This window comes from Allobosea sp. GW821-FHT03A12, from assembly GCF_058986765.1.
The window spans coordinates 75,348-96,507 of sequence record NZ_JBYSVZ010000005.1; the positions used below are offsets into that span (position 1 = coordinate 75,348).

Genomic DNA, 21,160 nt, shown 5'->3' on the forward strand with positions numbered 1-21,160 from the left:
GGCTAGATGGAGGCGCTAGGCTCCCCAGCCGGGGAAGCGGTCCGGCCGGAGCCATTCCTGCTCGGGATTGCCGTCGCCCGACAGTACGGCCTCGACCAGCCAGCGCGCCGTCGCCGGTGCCGCGTGCATGCCGATCGATCCCAGCCCGCCGTGGACGAACAGGCCTTCGATCGCGGTCTTGCCCGCGACCGGCAGGCCGTCCGGGAGCATCGGTCGGTTGCCGGGGTAGACGTTCCTGACCGGCGGCGTCCCGAGGCCGGGCAGCATGCGCAGCGTCCGCTGCGCGATCCGGCTCGCCATGTCGGTATTGCGCAGCAGGTCGCGAAAGGCAGGTTGGAGCGAGGCGCCGAGACGGGCATCGCCGCCTTGCATCGGGTTCAGGCAGATCGCTTCCACCATTGGCCGGTCGTCGCGCTGGTCGGCGACGTCTGCGAGGCCGCCGAGATCCATTCTCCGGCCGAGTTCCTCCTGGCCCGGCCAGGTCAGCTCCTCGACGATCCAGGGCAGCTCGAAATCGAGCTTGCCGAGCTGGATCAGCCAGCCGCGCCCGGCGGTGAAGGGCAAGCCGGGAAGCGGCCCATCGCCCACGGTCCGTCGCAGCAGGTCCGACATCCACAAGCCGTTGGCGATGAAGACGAGATCGGCGGGAATGATGCCCTGGTCAGTGAGGACGCCCTGGACCTTCCCGCCGCGCGAATGGATCTGGGCGACGCGCAGGCCGGTCCTGATCGTGGCGCCGGCCTCGCGGGCGGCATGGGCGAAGGCGTGCGTCGCGCCCATCGGCTCCAATGTCCAGGCGCGGTCGACGGAATAGGCTCCCGCCACCTTGAAGCCGATCCGCGGATAGTCCCTCGCCAGCTCCGCGCCCGACAGCTTCTCCATCGCCACGCCGGCTGCACGGTAGCGCTCCGCGGCGGCCGCGGCCTGCTCGAAGCTGGCCTCGTCCTCGGAGATGAGCAGATGGCCGATGCGGCCGAATTCGAACGGTACCGGCCCGTCGGCGAGCTCAGCGTAGATCCCGGCACAGGCGTCGAGCAGGTCAACCACTGGCCTTTCCGGGCCGCTCAGCAGGGTTCCCGTGTTTCGGCCCGAGGACTCGGCGGCGATCATGCTCTGCTCGAGCACGACCGTTTTCACGCCTCTGGTCGCGAGCTCGTAGGCCAGCGTGCATCCGGCGATACCGCCGCCGATGACCACGGCGTCGATGGGTTTGGTAACGCTGCGCTGGTCCGACATGGGCAATCTCCTCCGACGTTCGCACACTGGTATCCTCGTATACGAGTATACTTATATCCGAAGCGGTGCGGCTCTGCTAGAGGTGCGGGTGAACCGGAGGACGTCGCTTGCTCGGATTGGCGGAAGCGCTGAAGCAGAAGCCCCAGACCGTGGCGGAGCAGGTCGCCGGCGTTCTGCGCGAAGCCATCGCGGATGGAAGCCTGGCGGCCGGCACCGTGCTTCGTCAGGACGATCTCGCGGAACAGTTCGGCTTCAGCCGGATGCCGGTGCGTGACGCCCTGCGCCAGCTGGAGGCGGAAGGCCTCGTCTCGATCCATCCGACCAAGGGCGCTCATGTCGCCGCGATGGACGGGGTCGAGATTGCTGAAATCTATGCGCTGCGCGAGCTGCTCGAATGTGAAGCGCTGCGCCTTTCGGTTGCCGCCATTGCAGAGGCGAAACTCGACGAGGCGGACGATGTGCTGCGGCGCATCGATGCCGAGCCGGATGTGGGCAGGTGGGGCGCCCTGAACAGGGCCTTCCATCTTGCCTTGTATAGCGCCTGTGGGAATGGCCGGCTGCTGACCCTGATCGACGCGCACCACAATGCCGCCGATCGTTATGTCCGCATCCTGCTGTCGAATTTCGACTATCGCAGCCGTTCCCAGACCGAGCACAGGGAGCTGCTTGGGGCGTGCCGGCAGCGCGACGCGGGCAGGGCGGTTCACGTCCTGCGTCAGCATCTGGTCGAGGGCAGCCAGACCCTCGTCGCAGCCATCGAAGGGCGCGCCCGGCCAGCCAGGCGCTGAGCGGCGCTACCGCGTCAGCGCTTTCATCGCTCCATCCAGGCCGTCGAGCGTCAGCGGAAACATCCGCCCGCCCATCAGCCCGGCGATCTGGCGGATCGACTGGGTGTAGCCCCACAGATTCTGCTGGATGGGATTGAGCCAGACCGATTTCGGGAAGCGCTCGGTCAGCCGGCGCATCCAGACCTCGCCGGCCTCCTCGTTCCAGTGCTCGACCGAGCCGCCCGGCATCGCGATCTCATAGGGGCTCATCGAGGCGTCGCCGACGAAGACGAGGCGATAATCGGCGGGGTAGGTCCGCAGCACGTCGAAGGTCGGGATCACCTGGTCGTGCCGGCGCCGGTTCTCCTTCCAGACCCGCTCATAGGGGCAGTTGTGGAAGTAGAAATGCTCGAAATGCTTGAACTCGGCCCGCGCTGCCGAGAACAGCTCCTCGGCCAGTTCGATATGCCAGTCCATCGAGCCGCCGACATCGAGGAAGAGCAGCACCTTCACGGCATTGTGCCGCTCGGGCCGGAGCTTGACGTCGAGATAGCCGTGCTTGGCGGTCTCGGTGATGGTCTGGTCGAGGTCGAGTTCCTCGGCCGCGCCGGTGCGGGCGAATTTGCGCAGGCGCCGCAGCGCGATCCGCAGGTTTCGCACGCCGAGCTCGCGCGTGTCGTCGAAGTCCTTGAACTCGCGCTTGTCCCAGACCTTCACCGCCCGGAAATTGCGGTTCTTGTCCTGGCCGATACGCACGCCTTCGGGATTGTAGCCATAGGCGCCATAGGGCGAGGTACCGGCGGTGCCGATCCATTTCGAGCCGCCCTGATGGCGGCCCTTCTGCTCGGCGAGGCGCTGCTTCAGCGTCTCCAGCAGCTTCTCCCAGCCGAGGGCATCGAGCTGGGCCTTCTCCTCGTCGGTCAGGAATTTCTCGGCGAGCTTGCGCAGCCACTCCTCGGGGATGCCGACCTGCTCGAAAGCTTCGCCTAAAGTCTCGACGCCCTTGAAGACTTCCGCAAAGACGCGGTCGAAGCGGTCGAGATGGCGCTCGTCCTTCACCAGGCAGGCGCGGGCGAGATAGTAGAACTCGTCGACGCGATACTCGGCGAGCTCGGCCTCGACGCCTTCCAGCAGCGCAAGATACTCGCGCAAGGTCACCGGGACCTTGGCTGCGCGCAAATCGGTGAAGAGGCGGAGGAACATCGCGCTACTGTGGCCAGCAACGCGTTTAGGTCAAGCTGCGGCGGCTCGCAGGCCGTTTAACCGATCAGCTTGCGTTGCAGGCTGATCGGTCAAGCGGCCTCCACCGGAGTGGGAGCCGCCGCTGTCCAACAAGGCTCAGGCGACGGCGTCGGCCAGATCCTTGGTGACCTTGAACTTCACGACCGTCTTGGCCGGGACCTTGATGGTCGCGCCGGTCGACGGGTTGCGAGCCTCGCGGGCTTCGCGCTTGGCCGCCGCCAGCTTGCCGATGCCGCCGAGCGTGACGTCGCCGCCCGACTTCAGCGTCTTGGCGACGACGCCGGCGAGCGAGCCGAGGATGGCCGAGACATCGGCCTTGGTCTTGCCCGTCTCGTCCGCGATCGCGGCGATCAGTTCGTTCTTGGTCATGAAAACCTCCTAGAGACCAATCATTGTTAAAGTTGACGCCGCGCCGGACCCCAGCGGACTCCGGCGCAACGCGGCGAATCGACGCGCTCTCGCGCACGAACCCGCCATTTGACATGCCCGCCGCCGAAACACGACGGCATCGGCCGTACATACGCACAGCAATCGGCTTCGTTCCTGTCAAAAGCCGCGAAATTGCGGCGGTTTTCACCAGCTTTGTGGAGCGATTGACAAAACACCCCGGATTATTTGAAGTTTGAAATAATTCAGGGGAGCGGAACGCGGCATGAAGGCCATCATCATCGGCGGCGGCATCGGGGGGCTGTCACTGGCCCTGATGCTGCACGCGCGCGGCATCGCCGCGACGGTCTACGAGCAGGCGAGCGAGATCCGCGAGGTCGGCGTCGGCATCAATACGCTGCCGCATGCGATCCGCGAGCTGGCCGAACTGGGGCTCCTGCCGGCGCTCGATGCGGTGGCGATCCGCACGCGCGAGCTGGTCTACATGAACCGCTTCGGCCAGACCGTCTGGCGCGAGCTGCGCGGCCTGCACGCCGGCGCACCCGTGCCGCAGTTTTCGATCCATCGCGGCCGGCTCCAGGGCGTGATTCGCGACGCCGTGATCGAGCGGCTGGGCGCCGATGCGATCCGCACCGGCCGGCGCCTGCAGGGTTTCCTGCAGGACGAGGGTGGCGTCACCGCGCATTTCGCCGATGCCAGGCTGGGTGAGGGCGGCCAGACGGCGCGAGCCGACATCCTGATCGGCGCCGACGGCATCCATTCGACGGTGCGGGCGCATTACTTCCCGAACCAGGGCGGGCCGCGCTGGAACGGCGTCCAGATGTGGCGCGGCGCCTGCGACTGGCCGGCCTTCCTCGACGGCGAGAGCATGATCATCGCCGGCGGCATGGCCGGCAAGCTCGTGCTCTATCCGATCGCCGAGGGCAAGAACCCGGGTACGCGCCTGACTAACTGGGTCGTCAACATCCGCACGGGCGACCCAACCAAGCCGCCACCGAAGGAGGCCTGGTCCAAGGCCGGCCGGCTGGAGGACGTTTTGCCCTTCGCCAAGCGCTTCACCGTGCCCGGACTGGACATCCTCGCCATGATCAAGGCGAGCGGCACCTTCTGGGAATACCCGATGTGCGACCGCGATCCGTTGCCGCGCTGGAGCCATGGCCGGGTGACGCTGCTCGGCGACGCCGCCCACCCGATGTATCCGGTCGGCTCCAATGGCGCCTCGCAGGCGATTCTCGATGCGCGCTGCCTCGCCGATCTCCTGGTCAAGGCCGAACATCCGCGCCATGCGCTCGCGGCCTATGAGGCCCTGCGCCTGCCGGCGACGGCCGAAATCGTCGCGATGAATCGGGCGGGCGGCCCGGAGCGCGTCATCGATGCGGTGGAGGCGCTTGCGCCGAACGGCTTCGACGATGTCGAGCGCGTCCTGCCCTATGGCAAGCGCGAGCAGATCGTGAAGGCCTATGCCGGCAAGACCGTGCTATCGGTCGCGCAACCGGCGAAAGGCTGAGGCTGCCTCAGCGCCTCCATCGGTGCTCCTTCCTCAAGCAGGCTGCATGCTCTGCAAGAGATCGCGCAAGGTCGGGTCTTGCAGAGCGGTTGCTCGTGCGCCCAGCATATGCGTGGACAAGCCCATCCGGGCTGCATCCCGGAACTCGCGGGGGGTCGTGCCGAACTCCTTCTTGAAGGACCGGCTGAAGCTCGACGGATCGTGAAAACCAAAGCGCATGGCGACCGCCCAAACGGAGCGGTCCTCACTCGCATGGGACAATTCGATGCAGCAGCGCTTCAGGCGCCGCCTCTGGATGAAATGTCCGACGCCACCTTCGCCCTCCAGAAGCCGGTAAAGCTGTGAACGCGACATTCCGGCCAATTGGCAGATCATGGCCGGGCCAAGGGCAGGGTCGTGAAGATGGGCATCCACGAGACGCGTCACCTTTTGCATCCGAATGACTGCGAGTGGTGCGGGGGTGAAGGGATCGGCCTCGACCTCCAATGACGGGATGATGCAAGCGCGAAGCAGGCCTCGCAAAGCGAGGCTGAGGTTGGGCATCTCGGCGCCGGTGACCGCGGACGCGCTCCGTGAGAGCAGCACCATGAAGTCGGCCAGAAGCGACCCCAAGGGGCCGTCGATCGGGCGGCCTTCGGCCTTTTCCAGGATCGTGCCAAGTTCTGGGAACGTATCTCGCGGAAGATAGAGCTGGAGTCGTTCGTCCGCCTCGCGGGCGCTCACGATGGTGCGACCAAGCGAAGCTATGAAAGGGAGCCCCGCGGGGATGTCCATCGACCGGCCGGCTGCGGCTTGCCCCACCGTTCGCACATTGCCGATGGTAAGGACCCAATGATCGACGGGATTGCGCCTGATCAGCTCAGGTGTCCGGACCGCCCGGAGCTTGGGGGCTCGCACGCGGCTCAGCCCGAAGCCACTGAAATTCCAGGTCTCGCTACTTGCGAGGAAGCCTTGCTCGAGGTCGGTGGCTTCGGCTTCGAACACAGGGTCGAACCAGGCGCGCCAAGCGTCCAGCTGCTTCGCCGGGTCGATGCCGGCCGTGGAAAAAGCGGTGGGCTGCATCGGGCCTCTCCGTCGCCAGTATCTTCGGCCTTCCTCCGATCCTCACGTAGCGTCAAGTTAATTCCGCCGGGGGCCGCGCCTTACGCCGTGTCAGCGCGGCTCGGCCTGCACCAGCGGCGCGATCCGGTCGATGCGGTTGGTCCAGATGCCGGGGAGGGGCCGCTTGAGGGCGGTCAGCTCCTCGGCCCGGTCGATTCCGGCGGAGCCATCGCCACCGACCAAGGGGCCGGCGACGATGATCTCGCTCCCGACGGCACGCATGCGGTTCGTGAATCGTGCCGGCCAGCCCCAGATCCAGCTGGCGTAGTTGGAAGGGATTAACAGCAGCTGCCGTTCGCAGGCTTCGGGCGTCAATCCGGCCCAGCCGAGCGCGAGATGGTGGATCAGGCAGCGCTTCTCCGCCTCCTTGGACATGGTGCGCAGGGTCGGGATGCGCGCACGCAGGACCGTGATCGGGCGATCGCCGCCATAGGCCATCAGCAGCGGAAGCTGTGCTGGAGGGAGCTTCAGCAGGCGCTCGGCCAGCGCCTCGCCCTCGCGCGGATCGTTGCTCTTGACGTTGATCAGCAGGCGGCGATCGGGAAAGCGCGCCAGCACCTCGTCCAAAGACGGCATCAGGCCGACGCCCTTGCCGCGGAACGGGTAGGTCTTGCCGCCATCGGCCGTATAGCCATGGCCGATGTCGAGCGCCTTGAGCTCGGTCAGCGTTCTCTCGCGGGTGACGCCCGTGCCGTTCGTCCGGCAGTCCAGCGTCCAGTCATGGATCACGGCGAATTGGCCGTCGGTGGTCGGGTGGATGTCGAATTCGACGATGTCCGCTCCCGCCGCGAAAGCCGCCTCCATCGAGGCCAGCGTATTCTCCAGATAGGGATGTTCCGGCGGGTTCATGCGGCTCGCCGTGCAGGTCGTGTCGGTGACGCCGCTTGATGGATAGGTCTGCGCCAGCCCGCGATGCGCCAGCAGAACAGGACGTTCCGTCGCCGCTGGCGCCAGCAGCGCGGTGTTCTGCACGAAGGCGGTGATGCCCAAAGCCGCGGCGACAATGCCTGTGGCGAGCCAGAATCGTTTCATCGCTACCCCCTCGAATCGGGGCGCGATGTCGGCGGCGCAAGCCGGCGAAATTCAGCCGGAAATCAGGCGCCCTCTGTCAGCTCGACGATGCGTGCCTTCAGCGCCGTGTTTTCCTGCTCGAGCTGGCGCAGGCGCCGCACGAGGTCGAGGGGGATCGGTGCTTCGTCCTGCCTTGTGGCGGCGGCGAAGGAGACGCCGATACGCTCGCCGTCACGCCAGCGGCTGCGCACCATGCGGCTCTCGCGCTTCAGCGGAAAGTAGAGCTCGAACAGTTCGGGCAGGACGACGCTGTTCGGGAAGACCAGCAGTGCGCCGTCCTCCGACAGATTCCTGACCGTGCAGTCCAGCGTCGACTGGCGCTGGTTGAAGATGGCCTTCCCGCCGATCAGGGTCCGGTTGCGGACTGAGCGGCGGCGTTCAAGGAAAGTGGTCGCGGCGGGCATGGGCCTGGCTCGTGTTCTAGCTCAGGTTGAGACCATGCCCGCTAATGCCTCTGGTTGCAGCAGTAAGTCTTTTTTAACCTTAACTGCGCCGCCGCTCGCTCATGCGCCGTCGGGCGGGGGCGGCAGGAAGTCGATCTCGTAGCGCGCCGACAGGGCGACGACCTCGGCCGGGTTCTGCTCCTTCATCGAATGGATTGCCCAGAACAGGTCGTAGAGGCGGCCGGTGGGCGCGACCCAGAACAGGCACTTCACCGGTGCATCGCTCTTGTTGAACAGCCCGTGCGGGATGTTGCGCGGCAGCTTGATCAGGTCGCCGGGCAGGGCATGCGATTCCTGGCCGTCGAGCACGAGGTCGAGCCGGCCCTCGAGCATGTAGATGAACTCGTCCTGGGTCGGATGGATGTGCGGCGGCACGAAGGTGCCGGGCGGGAAGGTGGCATGCCAGGAAAAGCTGTCCTCGCTCAGCATCTTCGGCACATAGGTCTGGCCGAGGATGTTCCAGGAGATCGCGTCGATCCCCTCATTGGCCTTGGTCACGCCAGCTGTGAGCGGTTTCATCCTCGGTCTCCTTCTTCAAAGATGCAGGAAGCGGTCCTTGACCGCGCTGTCGCTGCGCAAATCGTCGCTAGAGCCACGCCAGGCAACGCGGCCCTTCTCCAGCACGATATGCCGGTCGGCGATCCTGGCGAGCGCATCGACGTTCTTGTCGATGACGAGGATCGACTCGCCCTCGGCCTTGAGCGCCGACAGGCAGGACCAGATCTCCTGGCGGATGATCGGCGCCAGCCCCTCGGTCGCCTCGTCGAGGATGACGAGCTTGGGATTGGTCATCAGGGCGCGACCGATCGCCAGCATCTGCTGCTCGCCGCCGGAGAGCTGGTTGCCGCGATTGGCCTTGCGCTCCCTGAGCCGCGGCAGGAAGGCGTAGACACGCTCCAGCGTCCAGCGCGCAGGGCCGAAGCGGCTCGCGGCGGTGGCGATGAGGTTCTCCTCGACCGAGAGCGTCGGGAAGACCTGCCGCCCCTCGGGCACGAGGCCGATGCCGGCCTGCGCCAGCCGGAAAGGGGCGCTGCCGGTGAGGTCGACACCGCCGAAGCTGACGCGCCCGGCGCGCGGCCGGATCAGTCCCATGATGGCGCGCACCGTCGTGGTCTTGCCCATGCCGTTGCGGCCGAGAAGGGTCACGACCTCGCCGGCCCCGACCGCAAGGTCGACGCCGAACAGGATCTGCGCCTCGCCATAGCCGGCATCGAGGTTTTCGACGGTCAGCATGATGCGGGCTCGTTCTCTGTCATTCCGGGGCGCGCAGCGAACCCGGAACCCATGACCGGGCGAGCGCGATCGTTCATGGTCGTCATGGTCTCACCCGGTCGTGGGTTCCGGGTTCTTCGCTGCGCGAAGCCCCGGAATGACAAGGGGTGACGTCGTCGGTCATCACCCCTCCTCGCCGAGATAGGCTTCGCGCACGGCCGGGTCGGCCCTGACGAGGGCCGGGTCGCCCGAGGCGATGACACGGCCATAGACCAGCACGCTGACCGTGTCGGCGAGCGCGAACACCGCCTCCATGTCGTGCTCGACCAGCAGCATGGCGTAGCGCCCCTTCAGGCTCTTGAGCAAGGCGATCAGGCGCTCGCCTTCCTCCTTGCCGACGCCGGCGAGCGGCTCGTCGAGCAGGATCGCCGCCGGCTCCAGCGCCAGCGCCATGGCGATCTCCAGCGCCCGCTTTTCGCCATGCGAGAGACTGCCGGCGGGGACATGGGCGCGCTCGGAGAGGCCGACCGCCTCCAGTGCCGCACGGGCAGGGCGGTTGAGGCGCTCATCGCTGGCGGCGTTGCGGAAGAAGGAGAGCGGATGGCTCGCCTTGGCCTGCACGCCGAGCGCGACATTCTCCAGTGCCGAGAGCGAGGCGATGGTCGAGGTGATCTGGAAGGTTCGCGCCAGGCCATGGCGCGCACGCTTCTCGGCGTTGAATGCCGTGACGTCCTGGCCGCGGAAGCGGATCGTGCCGTCGTCCGGCGTCAGCATGCCGGAGATCTGGTGGACCAGCGTGGTCTTGCCGGCGCCGTTCGGGCCGATCAGCGCGTGCAATTCGCCGGGCGCGACGGCGAGGCTGACGCCGTCAGTGACCTTCAATGCGCCGAAGGACTTGCTCAACGCCTCGAGGACGAGGACCGGCTCAGCCATGACGCCCACCCAGCTTGCGCAGCAAGCCGACGATGCCGCCGCGGGTGAACAGCACGAACAGGATGATCATCGGCCCGAAGATGACGCGCCAGTGCTCGGTCAGGTGCGAGAGCGCGTCCTCGGCGATCAGATAGGCGATCGCGCCGATGATCGCGCCATGCAGAGAGCCGACGCCGCCGAGCACGGCCATGAAGATCAGCTCGCCCGAGCGCTGCCAGGACATGAAGGCCGGGCTGACGAACTCGGTGTGGTTGGCGAGGAAGAAGCCGGAAAGGCCGGCCAGCATGCCGCTGATCACATAGGCGACGAGGCGCACGCGGGTGACGTCGAAGCCGGTGACGCTGACGCGGGTCGGGTTCTCGCGCGCCGCCCGCAGCACCCGGCCGAAGCGCGAGGCGACGAGGCCGCGCACCAGCAGATAGGCGCCGCCGAGCGCGGTCAGCACGCTGTAATAAAAGGAGGTCCGGTTGGCGAACGGGTTGAAGCCGAGGAGGGTGCTCTTCTCGTAGAGCGTCAGCCCGTCATCGCCGCCATAGGCCGAGAGTGCCTGCGCCAGGAAATACACCATCTGGCCGAAGGCGAGGGTGATCATGATGAAGGCGACGCCGCGCGTGCGCAGGCAGACCGCCCCGGTTATCGCGCCGAACAGCGCGCAGACGGCGAGGATCACCGGCAGGATGACGAGCGCCTCGCTGCGGCCTTCGGTGATCATGATGCCGGTGACATAGGCGCCGATGCCGAGGAAGGCGGCGTGGCCGAAGGAGACGAGGCCGCCGACGCCGAGGATGAGGTCGAGCGAGAGCGCGGCGATAGCGAAGATCAGCGCCCGCGTCAGCAGAGCGAGCCAGCCGGCCGGCATCCCGAGTGAGACGGCGAGCGGCGCGAGAGCCAGCAGCAAGAACAGGATGGCCGGTAGCAGCACCTTGGCGCGCTCGCGCGGCGGCGCGACGCTGGCGATCTCGGCTGTTGTCGCCGGCGCGCTCATGTCCGGCCTCGCGCCGGCAGCAGGCCTTCCGGCCGCACGAACAGCACCACTGCCATCAGGAGGTAGATCAGCATCGAAGAGAGCGCCGCGCCGGTCGCCCGTGCCGAGGGCGCGCTCATGAACAGGCGCAGCAGGTCGTTCATGAAGGAGCGGCCGAGCGTGTCGACCAGGCCGACGATCAGCGCCGCGACGAAGGCGCCGCGGATCGAGCCGATGCCGCCGATGACGATGACGACGAAGGCGAGGATCAGCACGGTGTCGCCCATGCCGGGCTCGACCGAGAGGATCGGCGCCGCCATCGCGCCGGCGAAGCCCGCCAGCATCGTGCCGAAGGCGAAGACAATCATGAACAGCTTGCGGATATCGACGCCGAGCGCCGAGACCATCGGGGCGTTGGAGGCGCCGGCGCGCAGCAGCATGCCGGTGCGGGTCTTCTCGACGATGAACCAGAGCAGGGCGCCGACCGCCAGCCCCGAGCCGATCAGCGCGAAGCGATAGGTGGGGTAAAGGATGCCGTCCATCAGCGCGACATTGCCGGTCAGGAACGCCGGCAGCGGCACGGAAAGGGGAGCGGCGCCCCAGACCATTTTGACGCCCTGGTTGAGCAGGAGGATCAGCCCGAAGGTCGCCAGCACCTGGTCGAGATGATCGCGCTCATAGAGATGGCGGAAGACCAGGAATTCGAGCGCGAGGCCGAAGACCAGCGCGGCCGCCAGCGCGAGCACTAGGCCGAGCACGAAGGAGCCTGTCAGCGCGACGAAGGTCACGGCGAGATAGGCGCCGAGCATGTATTGCACGCCATGCGCCAGGTTGATGAAGTCCATCACGCCGAAGACCAGCGTCAGCCCTGCCGCCACCAAGAACAGCAGGATGCCGAACTGCAGCCCGTTCAGGATCTGGACGATGAGGAGGCCGGTGGTCATGGCAAAGCTATCCCGTCATGCTCGGGCTTGACCCGAGCATCTCGTGGAAGGAGATCCTCGGGTCGAAGCTGCGCTTCACCCGAGGATGACGCTTCGCGTCACTTCAGCGCGCAATCCTTCGCATGCGGGTCGGCATAGTCCTCGAACACCTTCTGGGCGATCTCGGTCTGGAACTTGCCGTCGGCCCGCTTGGCGACCTTGACCAGGTAGAAGTCCTGGATCGGGTAGCCATTGGTGTTGAACTTGAACTTGCCGCGCAGCGAGGTGAAGTCGGCCTTCTTGATCGCGGCGCGCAGCTTGTCCTTATCGGCGGTGCCGCCGGCGGCCTTGACCGCCGAGTCGATCAGGAGCGCTGCGTCATAGGCCTGCTGGGCATAGGAGCCGGGCACGATCTTGTAGGCGGCTTCATAGGCCGAGACGAACTTCTTCGTCTGCGGATTGTCCATGTTGGGCGCCCAGGTCATGCCGCCGAACATGCCGACCGCCGCGTCCTGCTGCGCCGGCAGGGTCGACTCGTCGACCGTGAAGGCGGAAAGGAAGGGCACCTTGCCGGTCAGGCCCGCCTGCGACCACTGCTTGACGAAATTGACGCCGAGGCCGCCGGGCAGGAAGGCGAAGACCACATCCGGCTTGGCCGAGGCGATCTTGGCGAGCTCGGCCGAGAAGTCGAGCGCGTTCAGCGGAACATAGACCTCGTCGAGGACCTCGCCCTTGAAGTAGCGCTTGAAGCCGGCGAGTGAGTCCTTACCGGCCTGGTAGTTCGGCGCGATGATGTAGGCCTTCTTGTAGTTCTGGTCCTGTGCGTACTTGCCCAGCACCTCATGGACCTGGTCGTTCTGGTACGAGGTCACGAAGAAGTTCTGGTGGCAGGCCTTGCCGGCCATGGTCGAGGGGCCGGCATTCGGGCTGATCAGAATCGCGCCGGAATCGAGCACCGGCTTGGCGATCGCGCCGAGGATGTTCGAGAACACCGGGCCGACGACGAAGTCGACCTTGCCGCCCTCGACGAAGCTGCGGACCTTGCCGACCGCGACGTCGGGCTTGAGCTCGTCGTCGATCACGGTGATCTGCACCGGCACGCCGCCGAGCTTGCCGCCGTTCTGGTCGACCGCGAGCTGGAAACCGTCGCGGACCTGTTGGCCGAGCGAGGCGGCAGGGCCGGTCAGCACGCTGACCACGCCGATCTTCAAGGGCTCCTGCGCCTGGGCGGTGGCGAGCCCGAGCGCGAGCACGCCGGCGCCGAGCGACAGGGTGAATTTGAGCGTCATGTCCGATGTCCTCCCGGGACGTGGCAGATGCGACCGCAGGCGGGGTTCCCCATCCCGTCCGAGCGGCGTCGGCAGCCATATTGTTTCAAGCTTAAAATATCTGCAAGGGGGTTCCTGCGGGTAATTTTCGTGCGTGGGCGGAGAGCGTATTCTCGGGCGAAGCGAAGCGCAGACCCGAGAATCTCATGACGAGGCGGCGCTGAGAGGAGCCTCCTCCGGCAGGAGATGCTCGGGACGAGCCCGAGCATGACGCTGCCTTGACTGCGGCCTTACGCCTGCACGCCGTCGACGTACCAGTCCATCTTCGACAGCATCTCGTCGGAGGCCGTCTCGCCAGCCTTGAGGCGCAGCACGCCCTTCTGGTCCTTGAGCTCGCCGGTGAAGGGGTGGAGCGTGCCGGCAGCGATACCCTTCTGCACTTCGTCCGCGGCGGCGCGCGCTGCGGGTGTGACGGCGTCGTTATAGGGCGCGAGCTTGACCATGCCTTCCTTGAGGCCGTGCCAGACGTCGCCGGTCTTCCAGGTGCCGTCCATCGCCTCCTTGACGCGCTTGATGTAGTAGCCCGACCAGTCGTCGACGATCGCCGAGAGATGCGCCTTGGGCGCGAAGGCCTTCATGTCCGAGGCCTGGCCGAAGGCGAAGACGCCGCGCTGCTCGGCCGCCTGCAACGGGGCGGCGGAATCGGTGTGCTGGGTGATCATGTCGGCGCCCTGGTCGATCAGCGCCTTGGCCGCATCGGCCTCCTTGGCTGGGTCGTACCAGGTCGAGCACCAGATCACCTTGGTCTTGAAGTTCGGGTTCACCTTCTTCGCCGCGAGATGGAAGGCGTTGATGCCCATCACGACCTCGGGGATCGGGAAGGAGGCGACATAGCCGGCCTGGCCGGTCTTCGACATGTGGCCGGCGATGGTGCCGATCGCGGCGCGGCCCTCATAGAAGCGGGCATTGTAGGTCGCGACGTTCTCGGCGCGCTGGTAGCCGGTGGCGTGCTCGAAGAAGATCTTCGGGAACTGCTTGGCGACCTGGATCGTCGGGTTCATGAAGCCGAACGAGGTGGTGAAGATCAGCTGGTTGCCGGCCTGGGCGAGCTGACGGATGGCGCGGGCGGCGTCGGGGCCCTCGGCGACGTTCTCGATGAAGCTGGTCTTGATCTTGTTGCCGTATTCCTTCTCCAGCGCGAGGCGCCCCTGGTCGTGGGTCCAGGTGTAGCCATGGTCGCCGATCGGGCCGACATAGACGAAGCCGACGCCGAATGGCGCCTGCGCGCGCGCGCCGACCAGCGGCAGGGCTGAGCTCGCGGCAGCGCCCGCAAGAAGGGTGCGGCGGGTGATGATGGTCGACATGATGATGCTCCCCGTTATCGGTTGCGGCGGCTACTGCGCCGGGAAAGGCTTGCCGAGGCAGGCGGGCGCATCGCGCCCGCCGGTCCGTCCTCCTAGCGACATCATGGTCAGAACCACAATCGTCGCAAGGTAGGGGGTCATCGCCAGCACCTCGGGCGCGATGAAGCTGAGGCCGGCCGCCTTGGCCTGCAATTCGAAGGTCGCGACCGCGCCGAAGAGATAGGCGCCGATCAGCAGCCGGCCTGGCTTCCAGGCGGAGAAGACGACGAGCGCGAGCGCGATCCAGCCGCGGCCGGCGGTCAACCGGTCGGCCCACATCGGCGTCAGCGCCAGCGAGAAATAGGCGCCGCCGAGCCCGGCCAGCGCGCCGCCGAAGGCGGTCGCGGCGGTGCGGATCGCCAGCACGCGATAGCCGATGGCATGGGCGGAATCGGCATTCTCGCCGACGGCGCGCAGGATCAGCCCGGCCTTGGTCCGGCGCAGGAACAGGCTCACAGTGAGGACGAGCGCGAGCGAGAGATAGACGATCGCGTCATGGCCGAAGACGAGGCGCAGCCAGGGATGGGCGGCATAGTCGGCCGGGAAGAGCGGACCGAGCCGCTCGATCGTGCGCCCGACGAAGCCCGCGCCGATCAGCGAGGAGGCGCCGATGCCGAAGATCGTCAGGGCGAGGCCGGTCGCGACCTGATTGGAGCCGAGCCCGAGCGTCAGCAGCGCGAAGATCATCGCAGCCGCGACGCCCGCCATTGTCGCAGCCAGCAGGCCGAGCGGGACGCTGCCGGTGGAGTAGGCGACGGCGAAGCCCGCGACCGCGCCGCACAGCATCATGCCTTCGACACCGAGATTGAGCACGCCGGCCTTCTCGGTGACGAGTTCGCCAAGGCCAGCGAGCAGAATCGGCGTCGCCGCGGCGGCGAGCGTCATGAAGATCGAGACGAGGATGGCGGCGGTCATGGCGCTACCTTCGCCGGGCGCGCCTTCCAGGCGAGCCGATAGCGCACCAGCACATCGGTCGCGAGCAGGAAGAACAGCAGCAGCGCCTGGAACATGCCGGTGGCGGCCGAGGGCAAGCGCACCGTGCTCTGGGCGATCTCGCCGCCGACATAGGTCACCGCCAGCACCAGCGCGCCGAAGACGATACCAACAGGCGAGAGGCGGCCGAGAAAGGCGACGATGATCGCGGTGAAGCCGTAGCCGACAGGAAACTGCGGGGTAAGCTGGCCGAAGGGACCCGCCGCCTCGAACAGGCCGGCGAGGCCGGCAAGCCCACCGCCAGCGAGCAGCGCCGCCCAGGTGACGCGATTGGCGTCGAAGCCGCCATGGCGGGCGGCGGCCGGGGCGCGCCCGACGACGCGGACGGCATAGCCGGCGATGGTCTTGCTCATCACGAACCAGGCGATCAGAGCGAGCAGGATCGCCAAGGGCACGCCGAGATGGACGAGCGAGCCTTCCGCGACCGCCGGCAGCGTCTGGCTGGCGCTGAACATCTTGGTCTGCGGGAAATTGAAGCCGTCCGGATCCTTCCACGGGCCGCGCACGAGGTAGTACAGGAACTGCACCGCGACATAGGTCAGCATCAGGCTGGTCAGGATCTCGCTGACCTGCAGCCTGACCTTGAGCAGGGCCGGGAGCGCAGCATAGGCGGCCCCGCCCGCGATGCCGGCGAGCGCCATAGCCGGCAGAATCCACCAGCCGGTCATGTCATGGGTCAACAGCGCGACGCCGGTGCCGGCGATCGCCCCCATGACGTATTGGCCTTCGGCGCCGATATTCCAGACATTGGCGCGAAAGCCGATGGCGAGGCCGAGCGCGATCATGATCAGCGGCGCCGCCTTGACGCCGAGATCGGCCCAGCGCTGCGGCTCGATCAGCGGCGTGATGAAGATCGCCGTGACCGCGCGCAGGCCGTCATAGCCGATTGCGCCGAAGACCAGCATGCCGGTCAGCATGGTGAGCCCGATCGCGATCAGCGGGCTGAGGTACAGCATCGCCTTGCTGGGTTCGCGCCGGCGCCGCCACTCAAGCATGCGTCGGCTCCGCTTCGTGGCTCTCGCCGTGGACGCCGCCCATCAGGAGGCCGATCTCTTCCAGCTTCAGCCCGGCGACGGGCCGCGCCTGCGACAGCCGGCCTTCGTTGATGACGCAGAGCCGGTCGGAGAGCTCGAGCAGTTCGTCGAGGTCCTGCGAGATCACCACGATGGCCGAGCCCTGCGCGGCAAGATCGACCAGCGCCTGCCGGATCGCGGCGGCGGCGCCGGCATCGACGCCCCAGGTCGGCTGCGCCACCACCAGCACGTCGGGGCGCTGCCCGATCTCGCGGCCCATGATGAATTTCTGCAGATTGCCGCCGGAGAGCGAGCCGGCCAGCGCCGCCGGGCCGGTGGTACGGACATCGAAGCGGGCGATGACCTCGCCGGCGTAGCGTTCGACCGGGCCCTGCCGGATCAGCCCGGAGGGCGCGAGCGGCAGGCGATGGCGCGCGGTCAGCACGACGTTCTCGGCGAGCGAGAAATCGGGCACGGCGGCATGGCCGTTGCGCTCCTCGGGCACGCAGGCGAGGCCGGCGGCGCGGCGGGCGCCGGCATCCGAAAAGCCGATCGGCCGGCCATCGAGCTTGATCGCATCGTTGTGGGTGGCGATGTGCTCGCCGGAGAGCGCCAGCAGCAATTCGGCCTGGCCATTGCCGGCGACGCCGGCGATGCCGAGGATCTCGCCGGCATGAGCAGAAAACGAGATTCCCTTCAGGCTGGTGCCGAAGGGGGGCTCGCCGGGCATGTCGAGCCTGTCCACGCTGAGCCGCGCTGCGCCTGCCTTGCCGTCGCCAGCTGGGCGATCGAGGTTCTTGAGCTCGGCGCCGATCATCAGCTCAGCCATGTGGCGGGTCGTCTCGGTTCGCGGATCGCAGGTCGCGACAACCTTGCCGCCGCGCAGGATCGTGGCGGCCTCGCAGAGCGCTTTGATCTCGTGCAGCTTGTGGCTGATATAGAGGATCGAACAGCCTTGGCTGGCAATCTGCCTCAGCGTCTCGAACAGGCGCTCGACCTCCTGCGGGGTCAGCACCGAGGTCGGCTCGTCCATGATCAGCAGCTTCGGCTTCTGCAGCAGGCAGCGCACGATCTCGATGCGCTGGCGCTCGCCGACAGAGAGCGTGTGCACCGCGCGGTCAGGGTCGAGCGGCAGCGAATAGCTGTCGAGGATCGCCTTGATCCGCGCCTTCAGCTCCTCGGCCGGCACGGTCTCATCCAGCCCGAGCGCGATGTTCTCCAGCACGGTCATGCCGTCGAACAGCGAGAAATGCTGGAAGACCATGCCGATGCCGAGCCTGCGCGCCGCCTTGGGCGAGGCGATCTCGACCGGGCGACCGTCGAAGCTGATTTGCCCCTCATCGGCCCTCTGCACCCCGTAGATGATCTTGACCAGGGTCGATTTGCCGGCGCCGTTCTCGCCGAGCAAAGCGTGGATCTCGCCGGGGCGGACGGAAAGGCTGATGTCCTGATTGGCCTTCACGCCCGGAAAGCTCTTCGAGACATGGGCGAGCGCCAGGCGCGAAGGTGCCGTCTGGTCAGGCGGCTGCGTCATGGCGGTTCCGTGCCCTCGCTCGTTTCGTCGCTCTCTCGCCAAGCAAGCAACGCACCAGCTCGGCACTCGTCAAGGCAGCGATCACCTCCGGACGCTTGTCATGCACATCCGATCCGCCGATCGGGCAAGTGAGCCCGGTCAAAGCCGCGCTGGTGGGGTGTCGGCGGCGAAAGCTCGCCTCGAAGCGGGCGCGCTTGGTTCCTGAACCGATCATCCCGACATAAGCGGCATCGCCGCGCAGCAGAGCCGCTTCGGCCAGGCGATAATCGAGCGCATGGCTATGGGTCAGCACGACGAAGGACGAGCCGGGCCGCGCTGCGGCCAGCGCAGCCTCGGGATCGTCGAGCTGCAGGCAGGAGACGGTTGCAGGCACCTCGTCGAACTGGCCCGGCCGATCGTCGATCAGGGTCCCGGCGAGCGGCAGCAGAGCGAGGCTGCGTGCCAGTGCCTTGCCGGTATGGCCGGCACCGAAGATCAGCACCTGCGGTCGCTCGGCCGCAGCTTTCGCCTCATCCTGTCTCAGCACTTCGAGATGCGCTGCGGTCGCCGGCTCCATCGCCACCCGGACGCGTCCGCCGCAGCATTGGCCCATTTGCGGGCCGAGCGGGATGTCGATCAGCTGCTGCGGGCCGCCGCTGTCGAGCAGGATGCGGGCGAGATCGATGCAATGGAATTCGAGCTGGCCGCCGCCGATCGTGCCGGCGCTGCCGCGGGCACTGACGATCATCGTCGCGCCGGCCTCGCGCGGAGTCGAGCCCTGCGCTTCCGCTATCCGGACGATGACGGCGCCTTCGGCAAGGCTTCTGGCGAGGAAGTCGGCGGGGGTCATCGTGCCGCCTCCGCCAGGGCCCGCACCCGCTCGACCGCATCGAGCACCCGCTCCGGCGTCGCCGGTGCGTCGAGCTGCGGGCAGAAGCGGTGATCGCCGACGCTCGCCACCGCATCCGACAGCGCGTGCAGCACGCTGATCGCCAGCATCAGCGGCGGCTCGCCCACCGCCTTGGAGCGATGGATGGTGTGCTCGCGATTGGGAGCCTTCTCCAGCAGCGCGACGTTGAAGATGCGCGGCCGGTCGGAGGCGACGGGAATCTTGTAGGTCGACGGCGCGTGGGTCTTGAGCCGCCCCTTCTCGTCCCAGACCAGCTCCTCGGTGGTGAGCCAGCCCATGCCCTGGATGAAGCCGCCCTCGATCTGGCCTTTGTCAATCGCTGGGTTCAGCGAGTTGCCGCAGTCGTGCAGGATGTCGACGCGTTCAACCTTGTACTCGCCGGTCAGCGTGTCGATCACGACCTCGGCCGCCGCCGCGCCATAGGCGAAATAGTAGAACGGGTGGCCGCGGCCGGCCTTACGATCCCAATGGATCTTCGGCGTCGCATAGAAGCCGGTGGCCGAGAGCTGGACGCGGGCCATATAGGCAGCCTTGACCAGCTCGACGAAGCCGATCTCGCGCGCGCCGACCTGCACCATGCCAGGCAGGAAAGCGATCGCCTCCGGCTTTTCCTGCCAGTGCTTGCAGGCGAAAGCGATGAGCCGCTGCTTGATCGTCTCGCAGGCGTCGAGCGCCGCCATGCCGTTGAGGTCGGAGCCGGAGGAGGCGGCCGTCGCCGAGGTGTTCGGCACCTTGCCGGTCGTCGTCGCGGTGATCTTGATCTGCTCCAGCCCGATGCCGAAGGCCTGCGCCACCATCTGCGCCACCTTCTGGTAGAGCCCCTGGCCCATTTCGGTGCCGCCATGGTTCAGCGCCACCGTGCCGTCGGTGTAGACATGGACCAGCGCGCCCGCCTGATTGTACCAGGTCGCGGTGAAGGATATCCCGAACTTGACCGGCGTCAGCGCCAGGCCGCGCTTGATCACCGGGCTCTCCCGGTTGAAGGCGCGGATCGCCTCCTGCCGGGCGCGGTAATCGCAGGAATGCGCGAGATCGTCGATCACCTCGCCAGCGATCATGTCCTCGACCCGCTGGTGATAGGGCGTGATCTCGCGGCCCTCGCCGCCATAGAGATTGCGCTTCCTGACCTCCAGCGGGTCGAGCCCGGTGGCGTAGGCGACCTCCTCGATGAAGCGCTCGGCCCCGACCATGCCCTGTGGCCCGCCGAAGCCGCGGAACGCAGTGTTCGAGACCGTATGCGTCTGCAGGGGCTCCGAACGGGCCCGCACCGCCGGGTAGAAATAGCAGTTGTCCATATGGAACAGCGCGCGGTCGGTGACCGGGCCGGACAGGTCTGCATTCCAGCCGCAGCGGGCGGCATAGATGGCATCGACTGCGTGGATGCGACCGTCATCGTCGAAGCCGATCTCATAGTCGACGACGAAGTCGTGGCGCTTGCCGGTGATGACCATGTCGTCGTCGCGATCGGGCCTGAGCTTGACCGGCCGCTTCAGCTTGCGGGCGGCAAGCGCCGCGACGCAGGCGAAGAGATTGGCCTGCGTCTCCTTGCCGCCGAAGCCGCCACCCATGCGCCGGACCTCGATCGTCACCGCATGCGCACCGACGCCGAGCACGTTCGCGACCATGTGCTGGACTTCGCTCGGATGCTGGGTCGAGCACAGCACCAGCATGTCTTGGTCCTCGCCGGGGATGGCGAGCGAGATCTGGCTTTCGAGGTAGAAATGATCCTGCCCGCCGATCGCCATCGAACCCTTGAGCCGGCGCGGGCTGGCGGCGAGAGCAGAGGCGACATCGCCGCGCTCGAGCTTGAGCGGCTCGGTGACGAGTTCGGAGCCGGCGGCGCGGGCGGCGGCGACGTCGAGCAGGGGAGGCGCTTCCTGATAGCTCGCCTCGGCCAGGAGTGCGGCGTGGCGAGCCTGCTCGCGCGTCTGCGCGACGACAGCGAAAAGCGGCTGGCCGTGATGCAGGATGTCCTGCGTCGCGAAGACCGGCTCGTCGTGTTTGTGCGTCGAGGAGATATCGTTCTCGCCGGGGATGTCGGCGGTAGTGAGGACCGTGAGCACACCCGGCGCCGCTTCGACGGCCGACAGGTCGAGCGACAGCAGCTTGCCATGCGCGATGGTGGAGAGACCGAGGCAGGCATGGGCGAGGCCGGCCGGCTCGGCGATGTCGTCGATATAGAGGGCCTCGCCGGCGACGTGCTTCTCGGCGGAATCATGCTTCAGCGGTGAGCCGACGATCGGCCGCGTCGCCATGGCGTCGAGCCGTTTGCGC

20 protein-coding genes are annotated in these 21,160 nt (G+C 67.1%); 2 read left to right on the forward strand and 18 right to left on the reverse strand.

Annotation, left to right across the window (positions count from 1 at the left end):
* Positions 1–15: 15 nt before the first annotated feature.
* Complete coding sequence (locus AC3WLC_RS18950; RefSeq protein ID WP_493685473.1) at positions 16–1,236, reverse strand: NAD(P)/FAD-dependent oxidoreductase; 1,221 nt, start codon at positions 1,234–1,236, stop codon at positions 16–18.
* Between the two features lie 116 nt (positions 1,237–1,352).
* Here AC3WLC_RS18950 and AC3WLC_RS18955 point away from each other — a divergent pair, with 116 nt between their 5' ends.
* Positions 1,353–2,024, forward strand: a complete 672-nt coding sequence (locus AC3WLC_RS18955) for a GntR family transcriptional regulator (RefSeq protein WP_493685474.1) — start codon at positions 1,353–1,355, stop codon at positions 2,022–2,024.
* A gap of 6 nt (positions 2,025–2,030) precedes the next feature.
* Here AC3WLC_RS18955 and AC3WLC_RS18960 read toward each other — a convergent pair whose 3' ends face one another.
* Positions 2,031–3,206, reverse strand: coding sequence for a vWA domain-containing protein (locus AC3WLC_RS18960; protein WP_493685475.1), 1,176 nt, complete (start codon positions 3,204–3,206; stop codon positions 2,031–2,033).
* A gap of 135 nt (positions 3,207–3,341) precedes the next feature.
* Positions 3,342–3,614: an HU family DNA-binding protein gene (locus tag AC3WLC_RS18965; RefSeq protein ID WP_066468590.1), complete on the reverse strand. Its 273-nt coding sequence runs from the start codon at positions 3,612–3,614 to the stop codon at positions 3,342–3,344.
* 283 nt (positions 3,615–3,897) lie between these two features.
* On the opposite strand from AC3WLC_RS18965, the gene AC3WLC_RS18970 reads away from it, so the two are divergent.
* The gene (locus AC3WLC_RS18970; RefSeq protein ID WP_493685476.1) at positions 3,898–5,139 is read left to right on the forward strand and encodes a flavin-dependent oxidoreductase; all 1,242 of its coding nucleotides are present in this window, start codon (positions 3,898–3,900) and stop codon (positions 5,137–5,139) included.
* A 33-nt stretch (positions 5,140–5,172) separates the two neighbouring features.
* Here the strand turns inward: AC3WLC_RS18970 and AC3WLC_RS18975 are convergent, their stop codons facing one another.
* From AC3WLC_RS18975 to xdhB, 15 genes are all read right to left on the reverse strand, one after another.
* Positions 5,173–6,201 carry a helix-turn-helix domain-containing protein gene (locus AC3WLC_RS18975; protein WP_493685477.1) on the reverse strand — a complete coding sequence of 343 codons (1,029 nt, stop codon included), beginning with the start codon at positions 6,199–6,201 and terminating at the stop codon, positions 5,173–5,175.
* A gap of 90 nt (positions 6,202–6,291) precedes the next feature.
* Positions 6,292–7,272: a glycerophosphodiester phosphodiesterase family protein gene (locus AC3WLC_RS18980; RefSeq protein ID WP_493685478.1), complete on the reverse strand. Its 981-nt coding sequence runs from the start codon at positions 7,270–7,272 to the stop codon at positions 6,292–6,294.
* A gap of 62 nt (positions 7,273–7,334) precedes the next feature.
* On the reverse strand, positions 7,335–7,715 hold the full coding sequence (locus AC3WLC_RS18985; protein WP_493685479.1) for a PilZ domain-containing protein: 381 nt from the start codon (positions 7,713–7,715) through the stop codon (positions 7,335–7,337).
* A 99-nt stretch (positions 7,716–7,814) separates the two neighbouring features.
* Entirely contained in the window at positions 7,815–8,273 is a 459-nt protein-coding gene (locus tag AC3WLC_RS18990) for a cupin domain-containing protein (RefSeq protein WP_152017222.1), read from the reverse strand.
* 15 nt (positions 8,274–8,288) lie between these two features.
* Positions 8,289–8,987 (reverse strand): ABC transporter ATP-binding protein, encoded by a 699-nt coding sequence (locus tag AC3WLC_RS18995; RefSeq protein WP_493685480.1) that lies wholly within the window; start codon positions 8,985–8,987, stop codon positions 8,289–8,291.
* 162 nt (positions 8,988–9,149) lie between these two features.
* Positions 9,150–9,899, reverse strand: a complete 750-nt coding sequence (locus AC3WLC_RS19000; protein WP_493685481.1) for an ABC transporter ATP-binding protein — start codon at positions 9,897–9,899, stop codon at positions 9,150–9,152.
* A complete protein-coding gene (locus tag AC3WLC_RS19005; RefSeq protein ID WP_493685482.1) occupies positions 9,892–10,884 on the reverse strand; it encodes a branched-chain amino acid ABC transporter permease in 993 nt (330 codons plus the stop codon). Before AC3WLC_RS19005 ends, AC3WLC_RS19000 begins: the two co-directional genes overlap by 8 nt.
* Positions 10,881–11,807, reverse strand: coding sequence for a branched-chain amino acid ABC transporter permease (locus AC3WLC_RS19010; RefSeq protein ID WP_346358616.1), 927 nt, complete (start codon positions 11,805–11,807; stop codon positions 10,881–10,883). The genes AC3WLC_RS19005 and AC3WLC_RS19010 overlap by 4 nt, the downstream gene beginning before the upstream one ends.
* Positions 11,808–11,905: 98 nt before the next feature.
* Complete coding sequence (locus AC3WLC_RS19015; protein WP_493685483.1) at positions 11,906–13,075, reverse strand: ABC transporter substrate-binding protein; 1,170 nt, start codon at positions 13,073–13,075, stop codon at positions 11,906–11,908.
* Positions 13,076–13,344: 269 nt separating this feature from the next.
* Positions 13,345–14,418, reverse strand: a complete 1,074-nt coding sequence (locus AC3WLC_RS19020; RefSeq protein WP_493685484.1) for a BMP family ABC transporter substrate-binding protein — start codon at positions 14,416–14,418, stop codon at positions 13,345–13,347.
* 30 nt (positions 14,419–14,448) lie between these two features.
* Positions 14,449–15,372, reverse strand: coding sequence for an ABC transporter permease (locus AC3WLC_RS19025; RefSeq protein ID WP_493685485.1), 924 nt, complete (start codon positions 15,370–15,372; stop codon positions 14,449–14,451).
* A complete protein-coding gene (locus AC3WLC_RS19030; protein ID WP_493685486.1) occupies positions 15,369–16,445 on the reverse strand; it encodes an ABC transporter permease in 1,077 nt (358 codons plus the stop codon). Before AC3WLC_RS19030 ends, AC3WLC_RS19025 begins: the two co-directional genes overlap by 4 nt.
* A complete protein-coding gene (locus AC3WLC_RS19035) occupies positions 16,438–17,997 on the reverse strand; it encodes an ABC transporter ATP-binding protein (protein ID WP_493685487.1) in 1,560 nt (519 codons plus the stop codon). The genes AC3WLC_RS19030 and AC3WLC_RS19035 overlap by 8 nt, the downstream gene beginning before the upstream one ends.
* On the reverse strand, positions 17,981–18,826 hold the full coding sequence (gene xdhC / locus AC3WLC_RS19040) for a xanthine dehydrogenase accessory protein XdhC (protein WP_493685488.1): 846 nt from the start codon (positions 18,824–18,826) through the stop codon (positions 17,981–17,983). The genes AC3WLC_RS19035 and xdhC overlap by 17 nt, the downstream gene beginning before the upstream one ends.
* Positions 18,823–21,141, reverse strand: coding sequence for a xanthine dehydrogenase molybdopterin binding subunit (xdhB, locus tag AC3WLC_RS19045; protein WP_493686086.1), 2,319 nt, complete (start codon positions 21,139–21,141; stop codon positions 18,823–18,825). Before xdhB ends, xdhC begins: the two co-directional genes overlap by 4 nt.
* Positions 21,142–21,160 lie beyond the last annotated feature (19 nt).

Coding starts and splice junctions, on each gene's coding strand:
- AC3WLC_RS18980 (WP_493685478.1), bottom strand. CDS start 7,272: ATGAAACGATTCTGGCTCGCCACAGGCATTGTCGCCGCGGCTTTGGGC.
- AC3WLC_RS18965 (WP_066468590.1), bottom strand. CDS start 3,614: ATGACCAAGAACGAACTGATCGCCGCGATCGCGGACGAGACGGGCAAG.
- AC3WLC_RS19035 (WP_493685487.1), bottom strand. CDS start 17,997: ATGACGCAGCCGCCTGACCAGACGGCACCTTCGCGCCTGGCGCTCGCC.
- xdhC (WP_493685488.1), bottom strand. CDS start 18,826: ATGACCCCCGCCGACTTCCTCGCCAGAAGCCTTGCCGAAGGCGCCGTC.
- AC3WLC_RS19005 (WP_493685482.1), bottom strand. CDS start 10,884: ATGAGCGCGCCGGCGACAACAGCCGAGATCGCCAGCGTCGCGCCGCCG.
- AC3WLC_RS18985 (WP_493685479.1), bottom strand. CDS start 7,715: ATGCCCGCCGCGACCACTTTCCTTGAACGCCGCCGCTCAGTCCGCAAC.
- AC3WLC_RS19030 (WP_493685486.1), bottom strand. CDS start 16,445: ATGCTTGAGTGGCGGCGCCGGCGCGAACCCAGCAAGGCGATGCTGTAC.
- AC3WLC_RS18995 (WP_493685480.1), bottom strand. CDS start 8,987: ATGCTGACCGTCGAAAACCTCGATGCCGGCTATGGCGAGGCGCAGATC.
- AC3WLC_RS18960 (WP_493685475.1), bottom strand. CDS start 3,206: ATGTTCCTCCGCCTCTTCACCGATTTGCGCGCAGCCAAGGTCCCGGTG.
- AC3WLC_RS18950 (WP_493685473.1), bottom strand. CDS start 1,236: ATGTCGGACCAGCGCAGCGTTACCAAACCCATCGACGCCGTGGTCATC.
- AC3WLC_RS19025 (WP_493685485.1), bottom strand. CDS start 15,372: ATGACCGCCGCCATCCTCGTCTCGATCTTCATGACGCTCGCCGCCGCG.
- AC3WLC_RS18990 (WP_152017222.1), bottom strand. CDS start 8,273: ATGAAACCGCTCACAGCTGGCGTGACCAAGGCCAATGAGGGGATCGAC.
- AC3WLC_RS19010 (WP_346358616.1), bottom strand. CDS start 11,807: ATGACCACCGGCCTCCTCATCGTCCAGATCCTGAACGGGCTGCAGTTC.
- AC3WLC_RS19000 (WP_493685481.1), bottom strand. CDS start 9,899: ATGGCTGAGCCGGTCCTCGTCCTCGAGGCGTTGAGCAAGTCCTTCGGC.
- xdhB (WP_493686086.1), bottom strand. CDS start 21,141: ATGGCGACGCGGCCGATCGTCGGCTCACCGCTGAAGCATGATTCCGCC.
- AC3WLC_RS18970 (WP_493685476.1), top strand. CDS start 3,898: ATGAAGGCCATCATCATCGGCGGCGGCATCGGGGGGCTGTCACTGGCC.
- AC3WLC_RS18975 (WP_493685477.1), bottom strand. CDS start 6,201: ATGCAGCCCACCGCTTTTTCCACGGCCGGCATCGACCCGGCGAAGCAG.
- AC3WLC_RS19020 (WP_493685484.1), bottom strand. CDS start 14,418: ATGTCGACCATCATCACCCGCCGCACCCTTCTTGCGGGCGCTGCCGCG.
- AC3WLC_RS19015 (WP_493685483.1), bottom strand. CDS start 13,075: ATGACGCTCAAATTCACCCTGTCGCTCGGCGCCGGCGTGCTCGCGCTC.